Below are 21,650 nucleotides of genomic sequence, written 5' to 3' on the forward strand. Positions count from 1 at the left end.
GCTTCGATTTTGATGTATGCGTTCGTTGAACATGATCAACTCCTCACCGCAGATCGTTCAACGCTTCATTCCCAGCGGGGAGGCAGGAGAAATAAGTATGGCAAAGGCTGCACCAGCCAACGCCGCGTTCTCCGCGTCCGAACGCGAAGACGCCATGGCGGAAGTTCGCCAGTTGATCACGGACCTGCGCGACGCCGCGCAGGACGGCCGCCTGCTGGCGCGCCGCTATACCGACGTTCTTCAGAACGTTGTCGATGAATATTGTAACGAGTTCGAGAAGCGTGCTGAGGCCGCTCTGGCTCGCCTGGAGGCCGCCGCATGAGCTTTGTTTCCGTCAACATCGAGTCCGCAACGGACTCTCCCGCAAAACTGACCCGTCGAGCCCTGGCCAAACAACGCACGCGCGAGCGGGTGGTGGCGGCGGCTCGTCGACTGTTCAGCGAGCGCGGCTATGAAGGCGCCACGATCCGTGACATCGCCCAGGCCGCAGGCATGTCGACAGGCGCGGTGTTCGCCAGCTTTTCCGACAAGTCCGAACTGTTCGACGAGATCCTGACCGCGGACTACGAAGTCCTCTACGCCCAGATGACGCAGGCCGCTCGCGCGAGCGGCCGCGCCGAAGACGCGTTGCTGGGCATGTTCGGCGTCGCCTACGCGTTCCACCTTGACCAGCTGCCCCTGCTACGCGCCGGCATCGCGGTGTCCTGGACCCATAGCGAAGCGGCCGAGCGCCGGTCGCGCGATGACCTCAAGACGATCCTGAATCTGATCGCCGAGGTGATGCAGCGCGGTATCGATCAAGGCCAGCTGAGAAGCGATATTAACCTAAACCTCTTGGCTGAGATCGCCTGGGACGTGTATGTCGCCAACTATCGTCGCGCCGTTTTTGACGGCTGGTCGGTTGAGGCGTTGGTGACGCGGCTTTCAGATCAACTGAAAATCATCTTCGCGGCCGCTCGCGCCTAACACTTGGGACGCCCTGTTGGGGCGGGGCGTCCTTAATCATAATCAGACTCTAGCGTGTCGAGGGGGACGGGCTTGGGCATAAGGGATGAACAGAAACAGGCGACGCGGGAGAAGGTCCTTGAGGCCGCTCGCGACCTGTTCAATGACGTCGGTTACGAGGAAACCACCATCCGCGCCATAGCGGAGCGGGCGGGTGTCTCGGTCGGCAGCGTCTTCACGACATTTGCGTCGAAAGCCGAAGTGCTCAGCCACGTGATGGAGCACCGGCTGACAGACCTCTATCACGAGTTCGACCGGGTTCTGCCGTTTCTGCGGGGCGCGACGGCGGATCGACTTTGCTCGATCTTCGCCATCCACTACGAGTTCGAGACCCGTCGGGTGAAGCTGTTCCTGGCCCATATCGCCGCGTCCTACAGCCCCAACCTGGACCCGGGGATCAAACCCTATGGGCGCAACTCGCGCCTGACCGACATGCTGCGCGATGTGCTGGCTGAAGGAGTCAAGCGCGGCGAGGTCCGCGACGATCTCGACAAGCAGGTGGCGATCGACGTGCTCAAGGCCTCCTATGCCTGGAACTATCGCATCGCGGCCAACGAAGGCGGCAAGGGCGACGCCGCCGCCATGTCGGCGGCGATGGAGCGCCAGATCATGGTGATCGCCGAAGGCTGGCGACCGCGCTGAGTCAATTCAGCCGAGCCAGCCGCAGGTCCTGATAGTCGTAAGAAAAATCGGCCAGGGGCGAGACCGCCTTGACCAGGGCCGACGTCACCTTGCCGTCCACGACGTCGAAGGTGATGAAGGCGTCTTCCTGGGTGCGATCGTTGAAAATCGTCTGGAAGGTTTCGCCGTCGAACGGCTTCAACTGGCCCTGCAGGGCCGGGGTCTTGTCGAAAGAGACCGTCAGCCCCTTGGCTTTCTCGCCCTTTGCTTGGCCGCCTTTCGCTTGGCCGCCCTTCGCTTGGCCGATCGTGACCGTCCCGTACCAGGGATCGCGATAGACGCCGACATAGGCCTCAAGCGGCAGGCTGGGCTTGGCGCCGCCGCCCTTGGGCGTCACAGCCTGGGCGGCGTCCTTGATCGTCCTGGCGTCCGCCGCGGCCTGGACCGTCTTGCTGGAGGCGATCCAGTCAAAGTCGCTGCGCCCCTGCAGACGATCGGGGCCGCCATAGCGCAGGGACCGCAGCACCGGGTTCTCCTCGGCATTGGTCATCACCATGATCCCGGACCTTCGGCCCGGCAGCAGGCCCGTATAGGAGATGAAGCCGGCCAGGCCGCCCGTGTGCCACAGCAGGCGCTCACCGCGATGATCCTGAACGAACCAGCCCAGGGCATAGGCCTGGATGGACGGGCGCGCCGGATTGTCGGCTGTCGGCCCCTCGGACGAACTGGTGATGGTCTGCGGCTTCCACAGTTCGCGGGCGGTCGCCTCGCTCCATAACCGCTTGCCATTGGAAAGGGCGCCCAGCGCCAGTTGCACCCTCATCCACTTGCCGATGTCGGTCGGTGTGGTGTTGACCCCGCCGGCGGCGGCGGCCGAGTCGAAGCTGCCGTCGAACGGCAGAACGGTCTGCGGACCCAGCCCCCGCACCGGCGGTCCCATGCGGCAGTGCGGCTCGGCCCGGCGGCTCCTGTCGACCATGGACGGCATGGGGACCGTATCGGTCATGCCCAGGGGATCGAGGATCCGGCTCTGGATGAAGACTTCCCAGGGCTGGCCGGTGACGGCGGCGATCACCTCACCGGCGGCCACATACAGCACGTTGTCATAGGCGTAGCCGCCGCGGAACTGCGAGCCGATGGGCAGATATTTCAGACCGGCGACGATGTCCTGACGGCTATGGGTGGGGGCGGGCCAGATCATCAGATCGCCGGCCCCAAGGGTCAGGCCGCTGCGATGGACCAGCAGATCGCGCACGGTCATCAGCTTGGTGATCACCGGATCACTCATCGCGAAATCAGGCAGGTAGCGGGTGACGGGCGCGTCCCACTCCACCCTGCCCTCCTCGACCAGCATGCCCAGAGCCGCCGCCGTCATGGCCTTGGTGTTGGAGGCGATGCCGAAGATGGTGTTTTCGTCGCACTTGGCCGGCGCGCCCAGGCGCTTGACGCCATAGCCCTTGGCCAGGGTGATCTCGCCATTCTCCACCACCGCGACGCCCAGACCCGGCTCATCGGGAAAGGCGGCCATCACCTCTTGCGCGTATTGATCGACGGCGGCGGCGACTGAACCGGTCTCGCGGGCCCGGGCCGAGCTTCCGAACGCCGCAAGGCTGGCTGTGGCGAAGCCGGAGATCAGGGCTGTGCGGCGGGTCGTGGCGATCATGAAAGCGTCCTTGCGAGCAGGGCCGCAAGCTAGTCTGAGGCTTGCGGGTCCGACAAGGGCCTGAACATGGGCTCATCCCCGCGACCGCCGGGATGAGCCGATCACGTCAGTTGCCGCCGTCCAGCAGCCGCCGCGCGATCACCTGGGCCTGGATCTCGCCGGCCCCCTCGAAGATGTTGAGGATGCGCGCATCGGCGAGGATCCGGCTGATGGCGTATTCGGTCGCGAAGCCGTTGCCGCCATGGATCTGCAGGGCGTTGTCGGCGGCGGCCCAGGCCACGCGGGCGGCGATCAGCTTGGCCATGCCGGCCTCCACGTCACAGCGCTTGTCCTCATCCTTCTGGGCGGCGGCGAAATAGGTCAGCTGGCGCACGCCCATGATCTCGGCGGCCATCATCGCCAGTTTGTTGGCGACGCGCGGGAACTCGAAGATCGCCTGGCCAAACTGCTTGCGGTCCAGGGCGTAGGACAGGCCCGCCTCCAGCGCCGACTGGGCGACGCCGACGGCGCGGGCGGCGGTCTGGATGCGGGCGCTCTCGAAGGTGGCCATCAACTGCTTGAAGCCCTGGCCTTCGACCCCGCCCAGCAGGTTCTCGGCCGGAACCGTGAAACCGTCGAAGCCCAGCTCATATTCCTTCATGCCGCGATAGCCGATGACGCCGATCTCGCCGCCGCTCATGCCGTCAGCCGGGAAGTCGTTCCCCTCGACGCCGCGCGGCTTGGGGGCCAGCAACATCGACAGGCCGCGATAGTCGGTGGTGTCGGGATCGGTGCGGACCAGCAGGGCCATGACGTCGGCGCGGGCCGCGTGGGTGATCCAGGTCTTGTTCCCCGTCACGCTGTAGTGCTCGCCCTTCAGCTCGGCGCGGGTGCGCAGGGATCCCAGATCGCTGCCGGTATTGGGCTCAGTGAAGACGGCCGTCGGCAGGATCGAGGCGTCGGCGATCTTGGGCAGCCAATACTGCTTCTGGGCTTCGGTGCCGCCGGTCAGGATCAGTTCGCCGGCGATCTCCGAACGGGTGGCCAGGGAGCCGACGCCGATCCAGGCCCGCGACAGCTCCTCGGAGACCACGCACATGGCGGTCTTGCCCATGCCGCTGCCGCCATATTCCTCAGGGATGGTCAGGCCGAACACCCCCAGGGCGCCCAGCTCCTCGACCAGTTCGATCGGGATCAGCTGATCCTTCAGGTGCCACTCGTGGGCGAAGGGAGTGACCTTCTCCTCGGCGAAGGCGTGGAACTGATCGCGGATCATCTCGAAGGTTTCATCCAGCCCGGTGTTTTCCAGGGTCGGACGACCGCGCGCCTCGGCCAGGCGCTGGGCGATGGCGGTCTTGACGGCCTGGCCGCCGCCCTTGGTCATCAGCGTGACCAGGGCCGGAGCGAACAGCAGGGTCATCGCGCCGCGATCATCGGTCAGGTCGACGGGGCGGATCATCTCGCCCTGGTTCATGGCGATGCCGCCGACCATCTGGGTGGCGTATTCCGCGAACAGCAACTGGGCCAGAAGGGCCTCGATCTCGGTGAAGCGGCCGTCGGCCTCCAGGCGCTCGGCCCAGCCCGCGACCTGGTTGAGCAGCTCGCCATAGGCCGCGTACCAGCCAAAGCCATGGACGGCGTGCTGCTCCCGGTCGGCCAGCCTGCGGTCGACCTTGCCGGCGGCGTCGGCGATGCGCGCCTTCACCAGCGGCTGGACGGTGCTCACAAAGGCCTGGGCCGCCGTGGCCGCTTCGCGCAGCAGGCCGGTCAGACCCGGCAGAATGATCGAGGCATTATCCTGTGCGACCGTGTCGGTCATAGCTTGCTCCCCTGCGCCAAACAGTTGTTTTCTTTTACTCTGAGGCTTTTCGCACCTGCGAGCAATGCCGCAATGCAGCATAAAACCGAAATAGGGGAAGAAACATGCTCAAGGTCCACCACCTCAACGAATCCCGATCGCAGCGGATCCTGTGGCTGCTGGAGGAACTGGCGGTCCCCTACGAGATCGTCTTTCACACCCGGGACACCAAGACCCGCCTGGCCCCGCCGTCCCTGACCGACGTGCATCCGCTGGGAAAATCGCCGGTGATCGAGGACGGCGACCTGACCGTCATCGAGTCCGGCGCGATCATCGACTATGTCGTCCGCCGTCACGGCGGTGGCCGCCTGGCCCCCGATCCGGCCAGCGCCGATTTTGATCGCTACCAGCAGTGGCTGCACTATGCCGAGGGCTCGGCCATGCTGCCGCTGATGCTCAACATGTATGTGGCCCGTCTGGGCGAGGGCGGCGCGCCGCTGCAGCCGCGCATCCAGTCGGAAATCTCCAACCATCTGGCCTTCGTCGACCAGAGCCTGGCCGGCCGGTCGTTCTTCGTCGGCGACAGCCTGTCGGGCGCCGACATCCAGATGAGCTTCGTGCCCGAGGTCGCCAAGGCCATGGGCAAACTGCCGGACTATCCGCACATGGCCGCCTGGATCGAGCGGATGCACGCCCGCCCCGCCTGGAAGACCGCGCTGGACAAGAGCGGCCCCTACGCGCTGGGGGCCTAACCACCGCCCCTCCGGGCCCGACCGCCCGGAGGGAGCTCCGTTTGCCGTCCTGCCCGGCGGCCCCAAACTTTCTTCAACATGAACGAACTCTGTCAGAGCGGTCGCCGACGCCGTTCAGCTTGGCCCTGTCATGGTCTGTCTCACGGGGTTGATGACCCCGGACACATTCCATCGGGACAAGGACTATCGACATGACCAGCATCAAGACCTTCAAGACCATCGCCCTGACCCTGGCCGCCTCGGCCAGCGCCCTGACCCTGATGTCCGCCCCCTCGGCCTTCGCCATGGAGCAGCGGCTGGGCGGCGTCGTCGGCTGCAACGCCTCGGGCCACAAGCAGGAAGGCGGCGCCGTGATCGGCGCGCTGCTGGGCGCCGTCGCCGGCTCCAACCTGGCCAAGAACGACCGCGGCACGGGCACGGCCATCGGCGCCGTGGTCGGGGCCGGCGCGGGCTCCTATGTCGGCTGCAACATGCAGAAGAAGGACGCCCGTCAGGCCGTCGGCGGCGCCTATCAGAGCTACGGCGTCCGCTTCGCCGACTCGGTCAACGCCACCCCCGTGACCAAGATTAAGGGCAAGTATGTCGCCCGCTCCAACCTCAACCTGCGGGCCTCGGCCTCGATCCGCGGCGCCAAGGTGGGCGGAGTTCAGGCCGGCCAGACCTTCCAGGCCCTGGGCCGCACCGGTGACGGCAAGTGGATCCTGGTCGGCCAGGACGGCGTCGGCGTCGGCTACGTCTCCAGCGCCTATGTCTATCGCGCCTAACCCCTAGAGGTCTGGAACGCGGCTTCTGTCCCTCTCCGCGTTCCAAACAAGGGCCCGCCTGGTTGTCCCCCGACCAGGCGGGCTTTTTCAGGCCCGCGTCTTCAGACCCTGATCAGGTGCGCCAGCACAGCACGGCGTCCTTGACCGGATTGACGAAGGCCCGGCCCTCGCGGCGGCTAAGCTGCCATTCGCGCTTGCACTGCTGATACCAGCGGGCCTGCTGGTCGGCGTCGCCCACCCACATCAGCGGCGGATTGCACTTCAGGCCCTGGCTCTGCACCCCGACGATATAGCCGTCCTGGCGCAGGAAGGCCCGGGCGGCGATCCGGATGACCGGATACAGCGCCGTGAAGGCCCAGTGATCGGACCACATGATCTGATTCATACGGGTCTTGTGGGCATTGATCGGCGTCATCGCCGACAGGGCCAGCACCTGCTTGTCGCCCACCGTCACATGCTCCCAGCGCAGGCCCGGCAGGCGGAAGGTGATCTCGGTCAGCGGCTCGCCGCCCAGGATGGCGTAGGCCTTGGAGTTCTTTGACGGCTCGTGCCGCACCATGGTGAAGCCGGCCTCCGACGGGGCGAAGCGTTTCTTCTTCTCGTGCTGGCTGGCCGTGGTCCGCCACCACCATTGCTGATGCACATAGGGGCCGTGGGCCGGGTCGATCAGGCCCAGCACGGCGTGGTCGATATGGATATCATAGTCCAGATGGTCGACCAGCTTGGGCTTGCCGCCCACCACGCCGGGGATCACCGGCGGCGGCTCTGGCGGCTGCCCGTCGAAGCGGGGGTCCGACGCCATCCAGATCCAGACCAGACCCTGCTGCTCGACGATCGGATAGCGGCGCACGCGCACCTTGCGGATATCGACCTCGCTGTCGGCCGTCAGGGACGGGATCGCCGTACAGGCCCCGTCCACGCCGAACCGCCAGCCGTGATAGGGGCATTCGATGCTCTCGGCGCCATCGGCCTCGGTCTTGACCCGGCCGGCCGACAGGGCGGCGGCGCGGTGCGGACAGACATCGCGAATGGCGTAGGCCTGCCCGCCCTTGGTCCGGCCCAGCAACACCGGCTCGCCCAGATATTCGCGCGGCTCCATCTTGCCGGGCTTCAGGTCCGGCGACAGGGCCGCCACATACCAGGCGTCCATGACGAAGCCCTCGCCGAACTTGGCGGCGGGCGAGGACTTGGCGGCGGGCGAAGCGTCGTCGGGCATAGGCTCTTATAGCGCCGTTCTTTGACGTTTTACGACAGTCCGCCTATCGCCCGGCCGCCGTTTCCACCAGACGCTGATAGAACCGCACCATCCGCTGCACATTGTCGATGCTGATATGCTCGTCGGTGCCATGGATCATCTTGGTGTCGTTCACCGACAGCACCAGCGGCTGGAAGCGATAGACGTCGTCGGCCACCGGAGCGAGATAGCGGCTGTCGGTGCCGGCGGTGACCAGGCCGGGAACCACGGGAGCCTGGCTCTCGTCGGCGGCCAGACCGGCCAGGGTCTTCCACGCCTCGGAATCCGTCGACGACACCTTCGAGGGCTCATCGGGCGTCTTGGTCCAGGACAGTTGGACCGGCAGATCGCCCACCGCCGCCCTGGCCTGGGCCATCACCTTGGCGGAGGTGTCGCCCGGCGCGATGCGGTAATTGATCCAGGCGGTGGCGTCCTGCGGCAGGACGTTCTCCTTGGGGCTGCCCTTGAGCATGGTCGGGGCGATCGTCGTGTGCAGCATGGCCGCCCCGGCCGGGGTCTTGCCGGTGACCTTGATCAGCAGCGGCGCGAACAGCCAGGTATTGGCCGCCGCCATCTTGACCACCGGCGAGGCGTGCGGAGCCAGGGCCTTGAGCATGTCGGCCCCGGGACCGCTGAACCTCATCGGAAACGGCTTGTCGGCAATGGCCAGCACGGCCCGCGCCAGGGTGGCGACACCGGTCTGCGGCGGCGGCGCCGAGGAATGGCCGCCGACGGCCGGGGCGACGATCTTCATCGTCGCATAGCCCTTCTCGGCCGTGCCGATGATCGCCGAAGGCTTGCCGGTGACCGGGTTGTCCTTGACCACCACCATGCCCTCGTCGAGCACGAACTGGGCCTTGATCCCGCGCGACTGGAGCAGGCTCGCGGCGGCCCGCGCCCCGACCCCGCGCACCTCCTCGTCATGGCCGCTGACCAGGATCACCGTGCGGACGGGCTTGAAGCCACCGGCCGCCAGAGCGTCCACGGCCTCGAACAGGGTGATCAGCGAGCCCTTGTCGTCGATCGAACCGCGGCCCCAGACACTGCCGTCGGCGACCACGCCGTCAAAGGGCGGATGGGTCCAGGCCCCTTCGCTGCCCGGCGTCACCGGCACCACGTCCTGGTGAGCCATCAGCACGATGGGCGCGAGCGCCGGATCGGAGCCGGGCCAAGTATAGACCAGGGTGTGCTCGGCGATCACCTCGCGGGTCATCACCCTGTGGGCCGCCGGATAGGTGGTCTGCAGCCAGGCGTGCAGCCTGTCCCACTCGGCGGGCTGATCGTCGGCCTTGTCCTGATGGCTGATGGTCCGGAAGCGCACGGCCTGGGCCAGGTTGGCGACGGCCTTGGCGGTGTCGACCGGCCGGGCGGGCGCCAGCCTCGCCCCGGCCACATCCACAGCCGCCGGCGGCTTGAAGGTGGCGGTGCGCACCGCCACCACGCCGGCCACAGCCAGCACCAGTCCCAGCGCCGTCAACCCGGCCTTGCCTGCGATACCCATCGACGCGTCTCCCCCGAACACTTGTTTCAGACTGTGCGGCGGCGCGGCCGCCTTGCCAATCCCCCGACTTCCCCTAAGGGCCGAAACGAAAGGCGCGCCAGCCTCCATCGGAGCGGCGGCGTCCGAACAGCGGACATTGCGAACGGCGGAGCGGGGTGGCGGCCGTGTGGAAACGCGCCTTCCAGGAGGCTTTTCGTCGCGGCGGGGCGAGCGCTGCGCGTGAGGAGGGATGGTCAGCAGACCCGCTCTCAGGTCTGCATCGCCTGGATCAGTGGCGCCACGCCCAAGATCGCGATCACCCGCTTGATGTTATAGGCCAGGATGTGGAGCCGCTGATGGAGGCGATCCAGGCCTGACGCCGACCTCGCCGCGCGCTCGCGCCGGCTCGCCAGGCCGCAGTGGTCAGCGGGTTTTTACACAGCCTCGCTCGGGAACGGGAATTGCCGCCCGTCCGGAATGCGGACCTTGGACCTCACCGCACGACAGCAAACCTTGCGAGCGGCGGGAAGCGTTAGGCTCCGCCCGTCCTTCCCCCAGAACGGGATAGAGCGCGCCCCTTTCGAGGCGCGCTCCTGTTTCCCGAAACTGGAAACCCTAGAACTTCTTGCGGACCCCCAGCTTGTAGGTCCGGCCCAGCGGATCCCCGGTGAAGGGGTCGTAGCCCAGATCGAGACGGGCATAGGACGGGTCCTTGTCGAACACATTGGTGATCGCCGCCGTCAGGGTGGTGTCCCAGGGCAGGAACACCCGATAGGCCAGATCGGTCAGGATCTGGGCGTCGATCTTCTTGCCGGCCGAAACCGTCACCCCCGCGCCCGTCGGGTCCTTGTAGGCGTTGGTGGCGAACGGCGCGGTGCGCTGGTCGGCATAGGAGTCGATATAGTGGACGGTGGCGCGCAGATTGTGCGGGCCCATGCTCCACTCGGCGAACACATCGCCCTTCCACTGCGGGATCGGCACCAGGGTGGTCTGGTAGTTCAGCAGGCCCACGGCGTCGAAGGGTTTTTCAACCACGATGCCTTCAACCGTGGTGGCGCCGACCTTGTACTCCCGGATGTAGGTGGCGTTGCCGCCGACCGCGAGTTCGCCGCCCAGGACGTTGTCGAACCGGTAGTCGACCGAGAAGTCGAAGCCCGAATTCTTCACCGCCGCGCCATTGATATAGTTGGTCTTCAGGCGGGCGATGCTGCTGGGCGCCGAGCATGAGGTGTTGAAGGTGAACCGGGCCGCCAGGGCCGCATAGGCGGGGTCGGCGCAGTTATTGGCTCCGGCCGCGCCGTTGGGATAGAGCGCCGAAACGATGCCGGCCACGGGCTCGATGATGATCGGGTTTTTGAAGTCGAACTGGAAGTAGTCGACGCTCGCCTTCAGATTGCCCGCCTTGAACAGCAGACCGGCATTGTAGGTATTGGCCTTTTCCGGGTCCAGGCCAGGATTGCCGAAGATGTCCACGGCCCGGAACACGCCCAGAATGCCTTGCAGCGAGGTGACCGAGGTGGTGGTGGTCACCGGATCGGGCGGACCGCGGAAGGTCGAACCCGCCGAGGCGCGCACGGCCATCCAGGGCAAGGCCTGCCAGCGCACCGAGGCCTTGGGATTGAAGGTCGAGCCCACCGAGCCGCCATAGTCCTCGTAGCGGGCGGCCAGCTGGGCCTGGAAGGTGTCGGTGATCGGCAGGGACAGTTCGCCGAACGCGGCCATCACGTCGCTCTGATTGTCGGCTTCGTTGCCGACGCCCAGGAACATGAAGGGGCCGTTGCGGGCCGAGCCCGTGCAGGTGGTGACGCCGAAGTCTGGCGTGTTGACGCACGGATTGATCGCCGCATTGCTGATGTCGTTGTAGTCGGCCTTGAAGTAGGTCCGGCGATATTGCACGCCAGCGGCCCAGGCGATGTCGCCGCCCGGCAAGCTGATTTCGGTCTTGCCGTTCAGCACGGCCTCGCCGACGAAAAGGCGCGACGACTGCTTGGTCGACAGCTTCTGGAAGAACCAGTTGATCAGGTCCTTGTTATTGTTGCTGACCGCTGAATTGTAGCCCGGGTTGGCGACGCCGGTGATGGCGTTGCCCGGGATCGCGTTGGAGAACGGGTTGTAATACAGGCACCCGCCGACTCCCGGCGTGCCCTGGATGCCCGGCGTGGAGGGGTTGCTGTCGCAGGTCGGCCCGCCAAGCCCCTGCAGGGCCAGGGCGAACCGGTTGACCAGGGTGTCATAGCCGGTCCGGATGCCGACTTCCTGGGAATAGGTCAGGGCCATTTCCCAGCCTATGCCGTTGTCGAACTCGCCTTTCAGATCCCCCGAAACCCGGAACGCATCGAACGACCGCGAGCCGATCGAGGGGCCGTAGCCGAAGCCCGGGTTGCCGCCGACGCCGAACGGCCGGTTGGCGACGCTCAAGGCGCCAAAGCCGAGGATCGAGCTGGGCGCGGTGGTGGTCGCCCCGGTGACCAGGCTGGTCAGCGAAACCGTCGGATTGGCCGCGATGAAGGCCTGCAAACCCGGATTGGACGCCGGCACATAATACCGACCGGCCAGCGACGCCGCCGGCGCGACCTCGATGGTCGGCACAGCCAGGGCGGCGTAGGACGGCGAGGTATTCCACTCCGGCACGTCGGTATGAGCGTACAGAACTTCGACATGGAACCTGGTCTTGTCGGAAAGGTCGGCATTGACCTCGCTGTAGATCTGGATGCCGTCGGACTTTTCGACCAGATTATCGAACGGGGTGTAGTGCCAGTAGCAGATCGGCGTATTGCCGCTGAAGCCCGGGGTATTGCCCAGCCCCGAGCAGCCATTGTCACGAATGCCGCTGGTGGTGCTGGCCAGCGGGATCATCGTCGACGGGTTGCCCGCCGCCGACCATCCGGCTTCCGGATTGGACAGATAGGGCTGGTTGGCCCAGTCACGCTCGGCGACGCTGAGCTTGGAGCGATGCTGCCAGCCGGCGCTAAGCAGCCAGTTGCCGTTGTCCCAGACCTTGCCGTAGGTGGCGTTGAGGCTGTAGTCGCCGTCGGATCCGTCGATCACCCGGTAGTCGGCGCCCACTTCCAGGCCGCTGAAGTTCTTCTTGGTGATGAAGTTGACGACGCCGGCGATGGCGTCCGAGCCATAGGTCGCCGCCGCGCCGTCCTTGAGCACTTCCAGCCGGCCGATGGCGGCGGCGGGAATGATGTTGGTGTCGACAATGCCGGCTCCCGCCGCGCCGAACGGGTTGATCGCCAGCCGGCGACCGTTCAGCAGCACCAGGGTGCGCTGCGAGCCCAGGCCGCGAAGATTGACCGAGCCTGAGCCTTCAGACCCTTGGGCGCGGCTATCGAACTGATTGGTGTCGCCCAGGATCCCGCTGGACACCGACAGGGCCTTGAGCAGTTCGACAGTGGATGGGGAGCCCCGCTTCTGCAGCTCCTCGGCGCCGATCACATCGACCGGCAGGGCCGCATCTTCGGGCGTGCCCCGGATAAAGGACCCGGTGACGACGACTTCCTCAACCTCGGTGGGCGTGGTGTCAGGCCTGGACTGGGCGTGAGCCGCTCCGGTGGCGATGGCGACAGCCAAAGCCAGTGACGAGCCGCCGCGCAGGAACACGGTTCTTTTCATTCTGCTTCCCTCCCTCTTTTGCTTTTTTTGACGCAATTTTTTGAGGACCTGGACGGGTCTCAGTCGTCGGGTTTTCGCGGACGCAGCCGCGCTCGCCAGATCCCGCCATAGGCGCCGAAATCTGGCGTTGCAGCATTTTCGAAATATGATGATGCGCCGCACACAGCCGCCACCCCTGAGGCCTCCATGATCAGATACTGAAAATGCAAGCTACTGCTTCGATTTCTGACTCGAAGCGGCGTTCGTATCGAAATTCGAACACGTGTTTCGATGATGAGGTATGTTGTTACGATACGTCAACCGCCGTGCGCGACTGAGCGGTTTCGTCACAGCCCCGTAAAGCTGCTGACACATTTCCGCAACGGGAGCCGCCAAGACGCATCGAAGCGGGCGCTCGTCCACCGATCAATGATAGATTGAGGGGTTTTCTCGAACGCGGGACACGCCTAATTGGAGCGTAGTAGGTCGCGCCGGCGAGCGCCGATGGCCACAGAGCAGGTTATAGACTTCATGACTTTCGCCGCGACGAACGCCGCTGGGCGCGCAGGCCCTTCAGGTTCGATCGCGCGCGTGATCTCTGCAGCAGGCGTCCTGGCCCTGACCTTGTCCGCCTGCGTCTCGGCGCCGCGATCCGCCGATACCCGCCTGCCCGCCGCCTATGCGGCGCCCGCTGGCGCGGCTCTGCCGGATCAGGCGCTGGATCGCTGGTGGACCACGTTCAATGATCCGGCCCTGATCCAGCTGGTGGAGGCCGCGCTCGAGCAGAGCCAGGACACCCGCCTGGCCGCCGCCCGCCTCGACGAAGCCCGGGCCCTGCGCCGCGGCCAGGTGCGGCAACTCTATATTCCGTCCACGCCCCTCAAGGGTTCGGCCAGCCGCACCCACACCCAGATCCAGGACCAGAGCGGGCCGGGCGGCTTCACCCAGGGCGGTGACAGCGACAGCTACGGCGCCAATTTCGATGTCAGCTGGGAGCTTGATCTGATCGGCCGCCGCCGCACGGCGATGAAGGTGGTCAACAACGACCTGGCCGCCGCCCGCTTTGCCTATGAAGGCGCCCGCGCCGCCCTGGCGGCCAATGTCGCCCAGTCCTATTTCCAGGCGCGCGTCCTGGCCGTGCAACTGGACGACGCCCGCGAAAGCGCCCGCATCGCCAGAACGCTGGCCGATCTGGCCGGCAAGAAGAGCCGACTGGGTCTGTCGCCGGGCTCGGACGCCGATCGCACCGCCGCCGATCTGGCCCAGGCCGACGCCCAGGTCGAAAGTCTGGACGCCCAGCTTCAGGTCGCCCGGCGCAGCCTGCTGATCCTGGTCGGGCGCGGGATAGATCCTCTGGCCAGCCTGCCGGTGACGGCCACCCTGGCCGACGCCCCGCCGCCCCCCGCCGCCCTGCCCAGCGCCCTGCTGGCCCGGCGCCCCGACGTGCGTGAGGCCCAGGCCCGCCTGGCCTCGGCCTCGGCCAATCTGAATGTCAACGAGCTGGCGCTGTTTCCCACCTTCACCCTGGCCCCGGGCGTGGGCCTGACCAAGTCGGTCTCACCCAGCTTCCTGACCCCGGGCGCCACAAGCTCGACCACCAGCTCGGCCTGGTCGATCGGCCTGAATCTGTCGATCCCGGTGCTGAACATCCCGGCCCTGATGGCCGATATCGACGCCCAGGACGCCCGCACCGAGCAGGCCGCCGTCACCTATGAAAAGACCGTCCAGACCGCGTTCGGCGAGGCCGAGGGCGCCCTGCTCCAGCTCGCGGCCGACCAGCGACAGGTCGCCCTGCTGACCGAAGGCGAACGCCGCGCCGCCGCCGCCCAGGAGGCCAGCCGTCGGGGTTACGCCGCCGGCCTGATCGACCTGACCTCGACCATGCAGACCGAACAGGCCTGGCGCGCCGCCCGTACGGCGCTCAGCGGCGCGCGCGGTCAGGCGCTGCAACGCGCCGTCCAGACCTACAAGGCGCTCGGCGGCGGTTGGTCGCCCGAAACGCTCCCCGCCAAGGCTTCCGCTCAATGAGATCCGCCCTGATGACCCGCCCCCTGATCGCCGCCCTGCTACTGACGACGGCCCTGGGCCTCACGGCCTGCGGGGACAAGAAAGACGCGCCTGCCGCCGCGGCGCCCGCCAAGGCCCAGGCCAGGACGGTCACCGTCGCCCGGGTCGAGAACCGGACGCTGGGCGCGGGCTTCGAGGCCTCAGGTCAGCTGATCTCCCGTGAAGAAGCCGCCGTAGGCTCCGAGCTCAGCGGCTATCGCGTGGCCAGGGTGCTGGTCGAGGAAGGCGCCTGGGTGCGCGCCGGCCAGCCTCTGGTGCAGCTGGACGACACCCTGCTGCGAGCCCAGATCGCCCAGCAGGCCGCCGTCACGGCCCAGGCCCAGGCCGAGGCCGCGCGGGTCGCCGACCTCGATGGTCAGGGGATCCTGTCGCAAGAACAGATCGAAAGCCGCCGCTTCGCCGCCAAGGCCCAGGAGGCCGCCCTGGCCGAACTGCGCACCCGTTCGACCCGGATGACCATCACCGCGCCGGTCGCCGGCCGGGTGCTGGAACGCACGGTCCGCCCGGGCGATATCTCGAGCGGCTCGGCCACGCCGTGGTTCCGCATCGCCCGCGACGGTCTGGTGGAGCTGGACGCCGAGGTCAGCGAAGCCCAGCTGTCGGACCTGCGGGTCGGCCAGTCGGCGCAGGTGACCCTGCCCAGCGGCAAGACGGTGTCCGGCGCCATTCGCATCATCAGCCCGCAGATCGACCCCGCGACGCGCCTGGGCACGGTGCGCATCCGCCTGCCGCTCGATTCCGACCTGCGCCCGGGCGGCTTCGGCCGCGCCATCTTCGGCGCTTCGGGCCGTACGGTGAAGGCCGCGCCGGAAACGGCGATCCGCTATGACGCCGAGGGCTCGTCCCTGGTCACTATCGACGCCACCAACCATGCCCGCCAGACGCCGGTGCGCACCGGTCAGCGCGGCGGCGGCTGGGTCGAACTGCTCGAGGGGCCGGCGGTCGGCTCGCGGGTGCTGCTGGGCGGCTCGGCCTTTACCCTTGACGGCGACCTGGTGCGCCCGACCGACGCCGCGGGCAAGGCGGCGCGCTAATGGCCCAGATCCGTATCTCCGCCTGGTCGATCAAGAACCCGATCCCGATCGCGGTCCTGTTCATCGCCCTGATCCTGGCCGGCATCGCCAGCTATATGATGCTGCCGATCAAGCAGTATCCCAACGTCTCCTTCCCGCTGGTGGCCGTCACCATCACCCAGAGCGGCGCCGCCGCCGGCGAGATGGAAACCCAGATCACCCGACAGGTGGAAGACGCGGTCTCGGGCATCTCCAACGTCAAGAGCATCCGCTCCTCAGTGGTGCAGGGCGTCTCGACCACCTCGATCGAGTTCGAGATCGGCGAGGACCTGCAAAAGGCCACCGACGAGGTGCGCTCCAAGATCGACCAGTCGCGCGCCCTGCTGCCGCGCGAGATCGACGAGCCCATCGTCCAGCGCGTCGACCTGGATTCCCTGCCGATCATCACCTACGCGGTGTCCTCGCCCAGCATGTCGATCAGCGAGCTGTCGTGGTTCGTCGACGACACCATCAGCCGCGCCCTGCAGGGTGAAAAGGGCGTGGCCCAGGTGGCCCGGGTCGGCGGTGTGGATCGCGAGATCAACATCATCATCGATCCCGACCGCATGGCCGCCGCCGGCCTCACCGCGCCGCAGCTGAACGCCGCCCTGGCGGGGTTCAGCCTCGATGCGCCCGGTGGACGCGTCACCATCGGCGATCGCGAACAGACCATCCGCGTGCTGGCCGCCTCCAGCACCGTGGATCAGCTGCGCGCCCTGACCATTCCCACGACGGGCGGGCGCTTTGTGCGTCTGGTCGACGTCGCCCAGGTGGGCGACGGCGCGGGCGAGGCCCGGTCCTTCGCCCGCCTCGATGGCCGCCCGGTCGTGGCCTTTCAGGTCAGCAAGACCAAGGACGCCAGCGACGTTCGCGTCGAGGACGGCATCAAGATCGCCATCGAAAAGCTGGTGGCGGCCCATCCGGACGTAACCTTCACCAAGATCTATTCGATCGTCGACGACACCCGCGCCAGCTTCGCCGCCACGGAATCGACCCTGCTGGAAGGCATGCTGCTGGCGGCCCTGGTGGTGTTCCTGTTCCTGCGCGAATGGCGGGCTACGGCGATCACCGCGATCGCCATGCCGATGTCGCTGATCCCGACCTTCATCTTCATGGCGATCATGGGCTTCTCGCTCAATGTCGTGACCCTGCTGGGCCTGACCCTGGTGATCGGCATCCTGGTCGACGACGCCATTGTCGAGATCGAGAACATCGAAAAGCGGGTCGCCACCGGCGAGCGCCCCTATGAAGCCGCCATGGTCGGCGCCGACTCGATCGGCCTGGCCGTCGTGGCCACCACCTTCACCATCGTCGCCGTGTTCGCCCCGGTGGCCTTCATGCCGGGCATACCGGGCCAGTTCTTCCGCGAATTTGGCCTGACGGTCGCCGTGGCGGTGCTGTTCTCGCTGGTGGTCGCCCGCCTGCTGACCCCGTTGCTGGCCGCCTATTTCCTCAAGCCCGCCGCCCACCCCAAGCCGCGCAAACCCTTCGAGGGTCGCTACCGCGGCGTGCTGGAATGGGCGCTGGACCACCGGATCGTCAGCTGCATCATCGGCGGCGTGATCTTCGCCGGTTCGATCTTCATGGCCAGCGGCCTGCCGGCCGGCTTCCAGCCCCCGGCCAACAACAACTACTATTATCTGAAGGTCCAGGGTCCGCCCGGCGCGACGGCGGCCGACATGGACCGGGCTGTCCAGTCCATCACCAAGCTGTTTGGCGCCCGCCCCGAGACCGCCCACGTCTTCGCCCAGATCGGTTCGGTGATCGCCTCCGGCGGGCCCGGCGGCGGCAGTGGCGGCAGCGACCTTCGCGACGGCACGGTCACCGTGGTGCTGCATGACAAGCGCGAGCTGCGGGTGCCCGAGATCAAGGCCCTGATGCGCGACAAGCTGATGGATCTGCCCGATGTGCGGGTCAATCTGCTCAGCGACGACGGCGCGGCCGAGGTTCAGACCATCCTGACCAGCGAGGATGGCCCCGCCCTGGAGCGCGCCGCCCTGGCCCTGGAGCGGCAGATGCGCGGGCTCAAGACCATCGCCGACCCACGTCCCGCCTCCCCGCCCAGCGGACCCGAGATCGTCATTCGCCCGCGCGACGCCGAGGCGGCTCGCCTGGGCGTCTCGACCGCCGACATCGCCGCCATCGCCCGGGTGGCGACGGTGGGTGACATCGACGCCAATGTGGCCAAGCTGACCGACGGCGAGCGTCGTCTGCCGATCCGCGTGCGCCTGCCCGACTCTGTCCGCACCGACCTCGCCCGGATCAAGGGCCTGCAGGTACCCACGGCCTCAGGCGCCTTCACCCGGCTGGACAGCGTCGCCGATGTCGATTTCCAGGCCGGTCCGGCCAAGATCGAACGCTATGGCCGCAAGCGCCAGCTGACCACCGAGGCCGACCTGCAGCCGGGCGTCGTGCTGGGCTCGGCCACCGCCGACATCGACAACCTGCCGATCATGAAGAACCTGCCCAAGGGCGTCGCCAAGGCCACAGGCGGCACCGAAGAAGCCATGGGCGAGCTGTTCGGCGGCTTCGCCATCGCCCTACTGTCGGCGGTGTTCCTGGTGTTCGGGGTCATGGCCCTGCTGTTCAAGAGCTTCTTCAAGCCGATCACCATCATGTCGGCCCTGCCCCTGGCCATTGGCGGCGCCTTCATGGGCCTGCTGGCCTGCGGCATGAGCATGTCGATCCCGTCCCTGATCGGTCTGCTGATGCTGATGGGTCTGGCGGCCAAGAACTCGATCCTGCTGGTGGAATACGCCATCGAGGAGGAGCGGGCCGGCAAAAGCCAGCGTGATGCTATCCTGGAAGCCTGCCGCGAACGGGCCCGGCCGATCATCATGACCACCCTGGCGATGATGGCCGGGATGCTGCCGACCGCCCTGGGTCTGGGCAAGGGTTCGGAGTTCCGGCAACCGATGGCCGTGGCGGTGATCGGCGGACTGATCACCTCGACCGTGCTGTCCCTGGTGCTGGTGCCGGTGGTCTATGAGATCATCGACGACTTCGAGCGCTGGCTGACCCCCAAGCTGGGCAAGCTGACGACGCCGCGAGAGGCTCCGGCGACGCCGGCGGCGGACCGTCCGTGAGTCAGGTCGTCATTCGCCGGTTCACGGCGGATGACGCCGCTGCGGTCCTCGCCCTGATCCTGTCGATCCAGCGTGAGGAGTTCGGCCTGTCGATCACCGCCGACGACCAGCCCGATCTGGCCGCGATCCCGGACGTCTACCAGACCGGGTCCGGCGATTTCTGGGTGGCGACGCTGGACGACGTGATGGTCGGCTCAATCGCCCTGAAAGACATCGGCGGCTCCGCCGTGGCCCTGCGCAAGATGTTCGTCGCCCCGCAGGGGCGAGGCGCGGCGGGCGCGGCCAGGGCCCTGCTGGGCGCCGCGTTGAACCATGCACGCGCCCATGCGGTGGCCGATGTCTATCTGGGCACAACCGACCGCTTCCTGGCCGCCCACCGGTTCTACGAGAAGAGCGGCTTTGCCCAGATAGCACCCGAAGACCTGCCATCCGCCTTTCCCCGCATGGCGGTGGATACGCGCTTCTACCACCAGGGTCTCTAGAGCAAGGCGCGTGAAATCGGACTCACGCGCCTTGCTCCAGGTTTTTGGTTTCGCATCGGTTTTGCGGAAAACCGGCGTCCGCTTTTCCGCACGATGCTCCTAGATGTCGGCGCGGGCCGGATAGGTCAGGCGGCTGACGGTCCAGCCCTCGGCGCGCAGCATCTCGAACTGGCCGCCCAGCTGGCTGGCCATCGCGCGCACGATACGCAATCCCAGGCTGGTCGAGGTTCGGGAATCAAAGCCTTCGGGCGGTCCGACACCGTCGTCGCGGATCGTCAGGACGTGCTGCTCGCCGCTCTGGTCCAGCTGAACCTGCACGGTCCCGACCCGTCCGCCGGCGAAACCGTGCTCGAGGGTGTTGTTGAAGCATTCCAGCAGGACCAGGGTGACAGGCGTCGCCTGATCGGAATGCAGGGGCGCGTCGCCACCGCCCAGGATGATCGTCGCCTCGGCGCCCGCGGCCCGAAGCGCGTCTTCCAGCAGGGTCTTGGCGAAAATCCGGAACGGCGCGGGATCGCCCACGGCGTTGTGCAGGTCGCGCTGGATGCGCGCGATGACCTCGATGCGACCGCCCGCTTCGTTCAGGGCATGGCGCGCCTGGCCGTCGGTCACGCCCGCGGCCTGCAGGCGCAGCAAGCCGCCGACCACCTGGATATTGTTGCTCACCCGGTGATGCAGCTCGGCGTAGAGCAGGTCGCGGCTTTCGGCCAGTTGGGCATAGCGAAGACGCTCGGCCTCCAGTTCGCGGACGCTCTTGGCCATGCCGTCGATGAAGAAGATGTCCACCGCCACCACGAAGCCATAGAAGGCCAGGGCCACGGCAGTGGCGAAATTGATGTCGAGACTGTTGACCGGCGGGATGAAGAAATACCACGCCACCAGACCCGAAAGCCCCGCGCACAGAATGGCCGGTCGCAAGCCGACAAAATAGGCGGTGACGACGACGGCGGGGAAAAAGGTCAGGTAGGGGAAACCCGGCGGGAACCAGTTGTCCAGACCCCTGCGCACCGCAAAGGCGAGCAAGGTCATGGCGGCCGCGAAGCCATAGCGAAAGAGCGTGGAGCGCTCTCTCCAGAGACTGATCATAAGGTCCTCGCGGCTCGCCCCGTCTATAGGCGCACTCTGTTTGACAGCTTTGCGGTGCACGTCAACATGCGGCCGACACAGGGGGTATTCCCGAGCCTTTCAAAACGAGGTTCGCCGGATCGTTCAGTTTTTACTGAGCGAAGAAACGAGCTTTAGCTGAATTTCACCATCTGCATTGTGGGATACCCGACACATTTCACCACAAGGCGGCTTCGAATCTGGACGCCCAGCTCTTTCCACTTGCGGTATTTCAACTATGCGGCTGTGCCCCGCCCCCCCAACGCAAAAGGCCCCGGCGTTTCCGCCGGGGCCTTCGCCTTAGATCAGCTTGTCGCTGAAGATCGATCGATTACTCGACGATCTTGGCCACCACGCCGGCGCCGACCGTGCGGCCGCCTTCGCGAATGGCGAAGCGCAGGCCCTGGTCCATGGCGATCGGGGTGATCAGCTCGACGTCCAGCTCGGCGTTGTCGCCCGGCATGATCATTTCCACGCCTTCGCGCAGCTTGATGATCCCGGTGACGTCCGTCGTACGGAAGTAGAACTGCGGGCGATAGTTGGTGAAGAACGGGGTGTGACGGCCGCCTTCTTCCTTGTTGAGGATGTAGGCTTCGGCCACGAACTTGGTGTGCGGCGTGATCGAACCGGGCTTGCACAGCACTTGGCCGCGCTCGACGTCTTCGCGCTTGGTGCCGCGCAGCAGCACGCCCACGTTGTCGCCGGCTTGACCTTGGTCCAGCAGCTTGCGGAACATCTCAACGCCCGTGCAGGTCGTCTTCTGAACCGGACGGATGCCGACGATTTCGACTTCTTCGCCGACCTTGACGATACCCTTTTCGATCCGGCCGGTCACAACCGTGCCGCGGCCCGAGATCGAGAACACGTCTTCGACCGGCATCAGGAACGGCAGGTCCAGCGGACGGGCCGGTTGCGGGATGTAGTCGTCAACCGTCTGCATCAGCGCGAAGATCGACTGTTCGCCGA

At 66.7% G+C, this 21,650-nt stretch carries 16 protein-coding genes and 1 pseudogene; 9 read left to right on the forward strand and 8 right to left on the reverse strand.

Translation table 11 applies throughout. From position 1 onward, the window contains the following. Positions 1-97: 97 nt before the first annotated feature. From ACW18B_RS20280 to ACW18B_RS20290, 3 genes are all read left to right on the forward strand, one after another. The gene (locus tag ACW18B_RS20280) at positions 98-322 is read left to right on the forward strand and encodes a CC0731 family SpdR-regulated protein (RefSeq protein WP_492048802.1); all 225 of its coding nucleotides are present in this window, start codon (positions 98-100) and stop codon (positions 320-322) included. Then, positions 319-966 carry a TetR family transcriptional regulator gene (locus tag ACW18B_RS20285; RefSeq protein ID WP_492048803.1) on the forward strand — a complete coding sequence of 216 codons (648 nt, stop codon included), beginning with the start codon at positions 319-321 and terminating at the stop codon, positions 964-966. The genes ACW18B_RS20280 and ACW18B_RS20285 overlap by 4 nt, the downstream gene beginning before the upstream one ends. 72 nt (positions 967-1,038) lie before the next feature. After that, positions 1,039-1,647, forward strand: coding sequence for a TetR/AcrR family transcriptional regulator (locus ACW18B_RS20290; RefSeq protein WP_492048804.1), 609 nt, complete (start codon positions 1,039-1,041; stop codon positions 1,645-1,647). A gap of 1 nt (position 1,648) precedes the next feature. On the opposite strand, the gene ACW18B_RS20295 is transcribed toward ACW18B_RS20290, so the two are convergent. Next, positions 1,649-3,289, reverse strand: a complete 1,641-nt coding sequence (locus ACW18B_RS20295) for a serine hydrolase (protein ID WP_492048805.1) — start codon at positions 3,287-3,289, stop codon at positions 1,649-1,651. A gap of 106 nt (positions 3,290-3,395) precedes the next feature. Then, complete coding sequence (locus ACW18B_RS20300; RefSeq protein WP_492048806.1) at positions 3,396-5,087, reverse strand: acyl-CoA dehydrogenase family protein; 1,692 nt, start codon at positions 5,085-5,087, stop codon at positions 3,396-3,398. A 104-nt stretch (positions 5,088-5,191) separates the two neighbouring features. On the opposite strand from ACW18B_RS20300, the gene ACW18B_RS20305 reads away from it, so the two are divergent. Together ACW18B_RS20305 and ACW18B_RS20310 are read left to right on the forward strand one after the other, a co-directional pair. Continuing rightward, a complete protein-coding gene (locus tag ACW18B_RS20305) occupies positions 5,192-5,818 on the forward strand; it encodes a glutathione S-transferase family protein (protein WP_492048807.1) in 627 nt (208 codons plus the stop codon). A 191-nt stretch (positions 5,819-6,009) separates the two neighbouring features. After that, the gene (locus ACW18B_RS20310) at positions 6,010-6,582 is read left to right on the forward strand and encodes an SH3 domain-containing protein (RefSeq protein WP_492048808.1); all 573 of its coding nucleotides are present in this window, start codon (positions 6,010-6,012) and stop codon (positions 6,580-6,582) included. Positions 6,583-6,694: 112 nt separating this feature from the next. Here the strand turns inward: ACW18B_RS20310 and ACW18B_RS20315 are convergent, their stop codons facing one another. The 4 genes and pseudogenes from ACW18B_RS20315 to ACW18B_RS20330 all read right to left on the reverse strand — a co-directional run bounded on the left by ACW18B_RS20315 (position 6,695) and on the right by ACW18B_RS20330 (position 12,914). Next, complete coding sequence (locus tag ACW18B_RS20315) at positions 6,695-7,798, reverse strand: Rieske 2Fe-2S domain-containing protein (RefSeq protein WP_492048809.1); 1,104 nt, start codon at positions 7,796-7,798, stop codon at positions 6,695-6,697. A 43-nt stretch (positions 7,799-7,841) separates the two neighbouring features. Beyond that, on the reverse strand, positions 7,842-9,317 hold the full coding sequence (locus ACW18B_RS20320; RefSeq protein ID WP_492048810.1) for a M20 family peptidase: 1,476 nt from the start codon (positions 9,315-9,317) through the stop codon (positions 7,842-7,844). 248 nt (positions 9,318-9,565) lie between these two features. Next, positions 9,566-9,646, reverse strand: a pseudogene (locus ACW18B_RS20325) (hypothetical protein); the annotation flags it as partial. A 265-nt stretch (positions 9,647-9,911) separates the two neighbouring features. After that, positions 9,912-12,914 (reverse strand): TonB-dependent receptor domain-containing protein, encoded by a 3,003-nt coding sequence (locus ACW18B_RS20330; protein ID WP_492048811.1) that lies wholly within the window; start codon positions 12,912-12,914, stop codon positions 9,912-9,914. Between the two features lie 510 nt (positions 12,915-13,424). Between ACW18B_RS20330 and ACW18B_RS20335 the strand changes: the two genes are divergently transcribed. Genes ACW18B_RS20335 through ACW18B_RS20350 form a run of 4 tightly spaced genes read left to right on the forward strand, consistent with a single transcriptional unit; the run spans position 13,425 to position 19,580 of the window. Beyond that, positions 13,425-14,921: an efflux transporter outer membrane subunit gene (locus ACW18B_RS20335; RefSeq protein WP_492051804.1), complete on the forward strand. Its 1,497-nt coding sequence runs from the start codon at positions 13,425-13,427 to the stop codon at positions 14,919-14,921. Between the two features lie 11 nt (positions 14,922-14,932). After that, positions 14,933-15,994: an efflux RND transporter periplasmic adaptor subunit gene (locus ACW18B_RS20340; protein ID WP_492048812.1), complete on the forward strand. Its 1,062-nt coding sequence runs from the start codon at positions 14,933-14,935 to the stop codon at positions 15,992-15,994. Then, positions 15,994-19,098 (forward strand): efflux RND transporter permease subunit, encoded by a 3,105-nt coding sequence (locus ACW18B_RS20345; RefSeq protein ID WP_492048813.1) that lies wholly within the window; start codon positions 15,994-15,996, stop codon positions 19,096-19,098. The genes ACW18B_RS20340 and ACW18B_RS20345 overlap by 1 nt, the downstream gene beginning before the upstream one ends. Next, on the forward strand, positions 19,095-19,580 hold the full coding sequence (locus ACW18B_RS20350) for a GNAT family N-acetyltransferase (RefSeq protein ID WP_492048814.1): 486 nt from the start codon (positions 19,095-19,097) through the stop codon (positions 19,578-19,580). The genes ACW18B_RS20345 and ACW18B_RS20350 overlap by 4 nt, the downstream gene beginning before the upstream one ends. A gap of 99 nt (positions 19,581-19,679) precedes the next feature. Here ACW18B_RS20350 and ACW18B_RS20355 read toward each other — a convergent pair whose 3' ends face one another. Both ACW18B_RS20355 and ACW18B_RS20360 read right to left on the reverse strand, forming a co-directional pair. After that, entirely contained in the window at positions 19,680-20,666 is a 987-nt protein-coding gene (locus tag ACW18B_RS20355) for a sensor histidine kinase (protein ID WP_492048815.1), read from the reverse strand. A 349-nt stretch (positions 20,667-21,015) separates the two neighbouring features. Then, entirely contained in the window at positions 21,016-21,624 is a 609-nt protein-coding gene (locus ACW18B_RS20360) for an EF-Tu C-terminal domain-related protein (protein ID WP_492051806.1), read from the reverse strand. Between the last annotated feature and the right edge of the window lie 26 nt (positions 21,625-21,650).

The sequence above is a fragment of the Caulobacter sp. FV2ps19 genome (assembly GCF_058681035.1).